10 protein-coding genes are annotated in these 5,698 nt (G+C 69.1%); 4 read left to right on the top strand and 6 right to left on the bottom strand.

Annotated features, from left to right (window positions below; translation table 11 throughout):
- From P409_RS24820 to P409_RS39235, 3 genes are all read right to left on the bottom strand, one after another.
- Positions 1-229 (bottom strand): hypothetical protein (locus P409_RS24820; RefSeq protein WP_202964799.1); only part of this gene is annotated, 229 nt, incomplete at its 3' end.
- Between the two features lie 103 nt (positions 230-332).
- The gene (locus P409_RS24815) at positions 333-1,922 is read right to left on the bottom strand and encodes a calcium-binding protein (protein ID WP_034844853.1); all 1,590 of its coding nucleotides are present in this window, start codon (positions 1,920-1,922) and stop codon (positions 333-335) included.
- Positions 1,820-2,137, bottom strand: a complete 318-nt coding sequence (locus P409_RS39235; protein ID WP_161790467.1) for a hypothetical protein — start codon at positions 2,135-2,137, stop codon at positions 1,820-1,822. Before P409_RS39235 ends, P409_RS24815 begins: the two co-directional genes overlap by 103 nt.
- 402 nt (positions 2,138-2,539) lie before the next feature.
- Between P409_RS39235 and P409_RS24810 the strand changes: the two genes are divergently transcribed.
- Complete coding sequence (locus P409_RS24810) at positions 2,540-2,794, top strand: acyl carrier protein (protein WP_034844851.1); 255 nt, start codon at positions 2,540-2,542, stop codon at positions 2,792-2,794.
- Between the two features lie 8 nt (positions 2,795-2,802).
- On the opposite strand, the gene P409_RS24805 is transcribed toward P409_RS24810, so the two are convergent.
- Positions 2,803-3,219 carry a DUF2000 domain-containing protein gene (locus tag P409_RS24805; protein ID WP_034844850.1) on the bottom strand — a complete coding sequence of 139 codons (417 nt, stop codon included), beginning with the start codon at positions 3,217-3,219 and terminating at the stop codon, positions 2,803-2,805.
- Positions 3,220-3,349: 130 nt separating this feature from the next.
- Between P409_RS24805 and P409_RS24800 the strand changes: the two genes are divergently transcribed.
- Positions 3,350-3,823 carry an Lrp/AsnC family transcriptional regulator gene (locus P409_RS24800; protein ID WP_034844849.1) on the top strand — a complete coding sequence of 158 codons (474 nt, stop codon included), beginning with the start codon at positions 3,350-3,352 and terminating at the stop codon, positions 3,821-3,823.
- A gap of 6 nt (positions 3,824-3,829) precedes the next feature.
- Here P409_RS24800 and P409_RS24795 read toward each other — a convergent pair whose 3' ends face one another.
- Positions 3,830-4,393, bottom strand: a complete 564-nt coding sequence (locus P409_RS24795; RefSeq protein WP_034844848.1) for a helix-turn-helix domain-containing protein — start codon at positions 4,391-4,393, stop codon at positions 3,830-3,832.
- 108 nt (positions 4,394-4,501) lie between these two features.
- Between P409_RS24795 and P409_RS24790 the strand changes: the two genes are divergently transcribed.
- Positions 4,502-5,023 (top strand): GNAT family N-acetyltransferase, encoded by a 522-nt coding sequence (locus tag P409_RS24790; RefSeq protein WP_034844847.1) that lies wholly within the window; start codon positions 4,502-4,504, stop codon positions 5,021-5,023.
- The gene (locus P409_RS24785; RefSeq protein WP_034844845.1) at positions 5,023-5,466 is read left to right on the top strand and encodes a DMT family transporter; all 444 of its coding nucleotides are present in this window, start codon (positions 5,023-5,025) and stop codon (positions 5,464-5,466) included. The genes P409_RS24790 and P409_RS24785 overlap by 1 nt, the downstream gene beginning before the upstream one ends.
- Here the strand turns inward: P409_RS24785 and P409_RS39230 are convergent.
- Positions 5,463-5,698 (bottom strand): type 2 periplasmic-binding domain-containing protein (locus P409_RS39230; protein WP_034844844.1); only part of this gene is annotated, 236 nt, incomplete at its 5' end. The genes P409_RS24785 and P409_RS39230 overlap by 4 nt on opposite strands.

The raw sequence follows: 5,698 nt of genomic DNA, 5'->3' as shown, positions 1-5,698 counted from the left end.
TAGCCCCGCCATCGTCGCGCGGCAGCACCGTGGCGAAGCCGGCGATCGCGCCGTCCAGTTCCGCGATGATGGCGGCCGGCAGATGCTCGGCGGGGACTTCGCGCGCCTCGGGCATCGCCCGCAGCGCCTCGGCATGGTCGCCCCAGGCCAGCGAGGCGCGCAGCTTCAGGGCGCCGAGGATGCTCCGGTCCTCCGGCAGCGCGGTGCGGATCGCGATCTCGGATGCCATGCCGTTGCTCCAGCAACGCCGGCGGGGCCATGGCTGGGCCAGGCCCGTCGGCGCAGGCGGTTTTTCGACGCGCCGCCGGTCTCCGGCGGCGGAGCCGGAATCGCTACAGCACGAAGTCGCCCGCGACCAGGGTGGTGGCGCTGGTGACGGCGACGGCCATGTCGGCGACCTTGTCGCCGTTCACATCGGCCAGCACGATCTGGACGCCGCCGCTGAAGGTCAGGCGCACCTCGTGCCCCGCCCCGGTGAAGTCGCCGCTGCCGAGGAAGGTGAAGGCGGTGTCGCCGTTGCCGGCGTTGCCGTCGGCGTCAATGGCGCCGAGATCGATGCGGTCGCCCTCGACATGCGAGAAGTCGTTGATGCTGTCCCGCCCGGCCGCCGCCACGGTGCTGTCGGAGATCGCCGTGTAGACGAAGATGTCGGCGCCGAGGCCGCCCTTCAGCGCATTCGCGCCGCCGCTTCCGTTCAGCACGTCATTCCCGGCCTGGCCCCACAGCGCGTTGACGCCGGCACTGCCGGTGATGGTGTCGGCATAGGCCGATCCCATCGCGTTCTCGACGCCGCCGTAGGTGTCGCCCGTGGCGTCGCCGGCGCTGCCGCCGGTGGCGAGGTTGACCGTCACCGCCGCCGTCGCCGAATCGTACATCGCGATGTCGGTGCCGTTGCCGCCGTTCAGCGCATCGGCCCCGGCGCCCCCCGTCAGGCAGTCATCGCCATCGCCGCCCTGCAGCGTGTCGGCCCCGGCCTCGCCGTAGAGGGAATCATTGCCGGCATCGCCGGTCAGGGTATCGGCGCCGTCACCGCCATACAGGCGGTCCGCACCGACCAGGCCGCGCAGCACATTGGCGCCCGCGTCGCCCCGGATAGCGTCGTCGAAGGCCGAGCCCAGCACGTTCTCGACGCCGGTGAAGCTGTCCCCGGCCGCGACCCCGCCGGTCCCGCCGCTGGCAAGGCCCAGCGTCACCGCGGCGCCGGCCTCGGCGTAGTTGGCGGTATCGTTGCCGGCCCCGCCGTTGAGCGCATCGGCCCCGTCGCCGCCGATCAGCAGGTCGTCGCCGTCGCCGCCCTGCAGCGTGTCGGCCCCGGCCTCGCCATAGAGGGCATCGTTGCCGGCGCCCCCTGCGACGACGTCGTTGCCGCCATGGCCCCACAGCGTGTTGGCGCCGGCATCGCCGGTCAGGCTGTCGGCGAAATCCGATCCGCCGAGATTCTGGATTCCGTAGAGCTCGTCGCCCTGCGCGTCGCCGCCGGTGTTGACGTTGGTGGCGAGGTTCACCGTCACCCCGGCCAGGGAGGTCGCGTACTCCACCCGGTCGACGCCGGAGGGGTGGACCGCGCCGGCATCGTGCCCGTAGAGCTGGTCGGCCCCGGCGCCGCCGTTGAGAACATCGTCCCCATAGCTGCCGAGCAACCGGTTGACGCCCGCATCGCCGGTCAGGACATCGTTCCAGTCGGAACCGACGACTTCCTCAATGCCGGTCAGGTAGTCGCCCTCGGCATCGCCGCCGCTGGCCGCCCCGGTCGACAGGTTGATCGTCACGGCGGCGGGGCTCAGGTGGTAATAAACCATATCGCTGCCGTCGCCGCCGATCAGCGTATCAGCGCCGGTTTCGCCCCAGAGAATATCGTCTCCGGCGCCGCCGTCCAGATAGTCGTCGCCGCCATGGCCGTATAGGATGTCGTTGCCGGCCAATCCGTTGAAGTGATTGATGACATTGCCGGCCTGTCCGTAAATTCTATCTTTGCCGTTTGTACCGATGATATTGCGTATCCGTCATTCAGGTAGGTCTCGTTTCCGCCATTGTAATAGATGCTCTGGTATCCTGGGGCGGGATAGCTGACATAGATGCCGTCCTGTTCCGGCGTGAACGGAAGGCCGCTCTTGTCCAGGGTGCCTGGGATGGTCATTCCTATCTCCTTTGAAAATGGACGCCCGGCCGGAGCGGCCGCAAATTGGCCGGGGGCGATACAGGGCGATGACGTCAGATATGCCGGCATCGTAGGAAATTGCGCAAATTCGCGTCAATCGTGCCGGATGTCGTCACGTCGGCATCACCGGCGGCATCGGAGCGATTGGCTGTCCCGGCCGGCAAGGCGGATCGCTCGACTTCGGAGTTGAACAAGAAGTTATGTTCCGCGCATTGCCTCAATTTCATTGAAATAGAGTAGATATTTGAGCGATATGAAGTGCAATTGTATGGTGTCGTGTAATTTACTAGTTTCTGCTTAAGTGGGGTGGCAATATTTGCGGAAGCGTCGCGGACGCCACGGCGACCGCAGTCTTTTTCATTGAAAGGAAGGAATAAGGTCATGGCGAACGGCGCCAAGCCGACCCAAGAGCAGATTCAGGCCGCCGCCCGGGATCTCCTGGCTCCTCTCCTGGACATGGAGGCCAAGGATATCGACCTCTCCAGGAATCTCCCGGACTGCGGCCTGAATTCCATATTGGCGGTGCAGCTCGCTTCCGGCCTTCGGGAGAAGCTTGGGATCGAGGTGCCCTCTGAGCTGGTCCTCCGGAGCCGTACGGTCGGCGAGCTCTCCCGGGCTCTGGCGGCGCAGGCGTAGCCGGCGGCCTAGCGCAGCAGCTTCAGCGCGCCGGTCAGGGAACGGACCCATTTCGCCGGGCCGGCGAGGCCCAGGCCGTCGATCGTCTCCTCGGCCAAGTCGCGGCCGGGGAAGCCGGCCTCGTAATCGGCATAGACATGCTGCGACCGGGCGAAGGCCGGGAACGGCACCACTGCGCGCTCGCCGGACTGGGCCAGCGCCTTCAGCATCAGCGCCCTGATCGCCGCCGCGTCGGCCTGCAGGATCGGCACGGGCTGGCTGGAGATGATGTCGACGCTGCGGTCGCCGCGGTCGGTCAGCCGCCGCGCGGCCAGGGCCGGCACCGTGGCGCCCAGGCCGATGGCGATGGCGCCGGCGGTGTTGGCGATCAGCCCCACCGGCAGCTCCGGGTTGACGACGATGGCGAGGCGCAAATCCTGGGTCATGGCGGCTTTCATGGGCGATGGATGCGCCTGGAAGGATAGCGCCCGTCCGCTGGATGATCCTGCCTATGATTGTGCTGGAGCCGATGATTTCGGTAAGATCTACCCATATTGCCCCGCATCCAGGTAGATCATGTCCAGCTTGCTCGAGCCGGTCGACCTTCGCATCCTCGCCGCCCTGCAGCAGGACGGCCGCCTGACCAACCAGGCGCTGTCGGCCGCGGTCGGGCTGTCGACCTCGCCCTGCTGGCGCCGGGTGCGGCAGCTGGAGGAGGAGGGGGTGATCCAGGGCTACCGCGCGGTGCTGGACCGGCGGCGCATCGGCCTCGGCGTCCTCGCCTTCATCCGGGTCAGGATCGACAGCCACAGCGCCGAGGAGGCGGAGGAGTTCTCGGAGAGCGTCCGCCAGATCCGCGAGGTGGTGGCCTGCTACAGCATCGCCGGCGATTCGGACTTCCTGCTGCAGGTCGTCGCCCCCGACCTCGACAGCTATGCTGATTTCGCCATGGCCGTGGTCCGCCGTCTGCCGGGGATCAAGGAGATGCAGACCATGTTCGTGCTGAAGGAGATCAAGCCGTTCCAGGGCTTCCCGCTCGCCGGACCCTGACGCCGCTCACGGCTGGCGCAGCACCACCACGGCATAGGTGCAGGGTCGGCCGCTGTCGTTGCGGAAGACGCAGCCGACCGGCGGGCCCAGCTCCAGGCAGTCGCCGGCCGCCATCTCGTGCCGCACGGTCCCCTCGACGAAGACGAGCTCCCCCTCCAGCACCCAGATCAGCTGGCGCTGGAAGGCGTAGGCCGAGGCCGGCATCGGCACCTCGCGCCCGGCCGGCAATTCGATCCGCACCAGGTCCAGCGGCAGGTCGGTGCGCGGCGAGACATGGCGGCGCAGATAGCCTGTCTGCGGGTCGGTCCACACCGGCTGATCGGCCTTCCGCGACAGCCGGCCCTGCTGCATCTCGGCCCGTGCCATCAGCGTCGACATGCTCAGGCCGAAGGCGCCGGACAACTTGCCCAGCAGGTTGGCGGTCGGGCTGCTCTCGCCGCGCTCGACCTTGAACACCATGGCGCGGGAGATGCCGGCGCGGGCGGCGAGGTCGGACAGCGACCAGCCGCGGCTCTCGCGCTCGATGCGGATGCGGGCGCCGATGCGCCGGTCGATGCCATCAGGGCTCATGGTGCGGTCTACTATAGTGGACCATAGGTGCTGCGCGTATCACTAAAGTGCCCAATGCGGTGGGGCGGGCGATAGTGGGAGCTTGCTGAGAACCGCAGGCAGAGTGAGATGCGCATCCGCGACGCCGAGGCCGGGGACGTTCCCGGCATCCTCGAGATCTACAACGACGCCGTGCTGCACACGACGGCGATCTGGAACGAGACCGTGGTCGACGCCGCCGACCGCGCCGCCTGGCTGGCCAACCGCCGGCGCCTGGGCTATCCGGTGTTGGTGGCGGTCGATGATGACGGACAGGTGGCGGGCTACGCCTCCTTCGGCGACTGGCGCGCCTGGGACGGCTACCGCCACACGGTCGAGCATTCGGTCTATGTCCGCCGCGACCGGCGCGGCGGCGGCATCGGCGGGGCGCTGATGCGGGAACTGATCGTGCGGGCCGCGGCGCTGGGCAAGCATGTCATGGTCGCCGGCATCGAGGCGGGCAACGCCGGCTCGATCCGGCTGCATGAGAGCCTCGGCTTCGAGCCGGCCGGGGTGCTGCGCGAGGTTGGCACCAAGTTCGGCCGTTGGCTCGACCTGGCCTTCCTGCAGCTGCGGCTCGATGGCCGCGGCGATCCGGGGGAGCCGCGCTGATGGGCGCCCCCGCCACCGTCGCGCTGCTGGCCGCGGCAGGAATCTGTCTGGTGCTGCAGAACCTGCTGATGGTGCGGATCACGCTGTCGGCCCCGACCGTGCTGGTGGCGCTGGTGGCCAACTCCGCCGTCGGGCTGACGCTGCTGCTGTCCCTGCTGCTGCTGCGCGCCGGCCCGGGCGGCGTGGCCGAGGCGGCATCGGCTTTGCGCCCCTGGGCCCTGCTGCCGGGCCTGCTCGGCTCCTTCTTCGTCTTCGCCGGGATCCTCGGCTACCAGCGGCTGGGCGCGGCGCCGACCATCGCCGTGCTGGTGGCCAGCCAGCTCGTCGCCGGGCTGGCGGCGGACCAGCTGAAGCCCGGCGCCCCGGCGCTGTCTGCCCAGGCGTTGCCGATCCTCGGCGCGGTGCTGCTGGTGCTGGGCGCCGTGCTGGTGGCCCGGCGCTAGGCGCCCTCGGCGGCGCGGCGGCATTCCTGGCGCAGCAGCGTCAGGAAGCGGCGCTGCACCCGGGTCGGCAGCCAGCCGGAGCGGATCGTGGTCCCGACCATCCGTGGCCGCGAATCGAGGCGGACCGGCAGCGTCACCAGCGCGCCCCGCAGCTCAAGACGGGCTTGGGACCGGGCCAGCAGGGTCAGGCAGTCGCTCTCGGCCAGGATCGCGGTCATCAGGGTCAGCGAGC

Origin of the sequence: Inquilinus limosus MP06, from assembly GCF_000767795.1 — a bacterium.
Classification (GTDB): Bacteria; Pseudomonadota; Alphaproteobacteria; order DSM-16000; family Inquilinaceae; genus Inquilinus; species Inquilinus limosus_E.
This window is presented reverse-complemented; position numbering and strand designations above follow the sequence as displayed.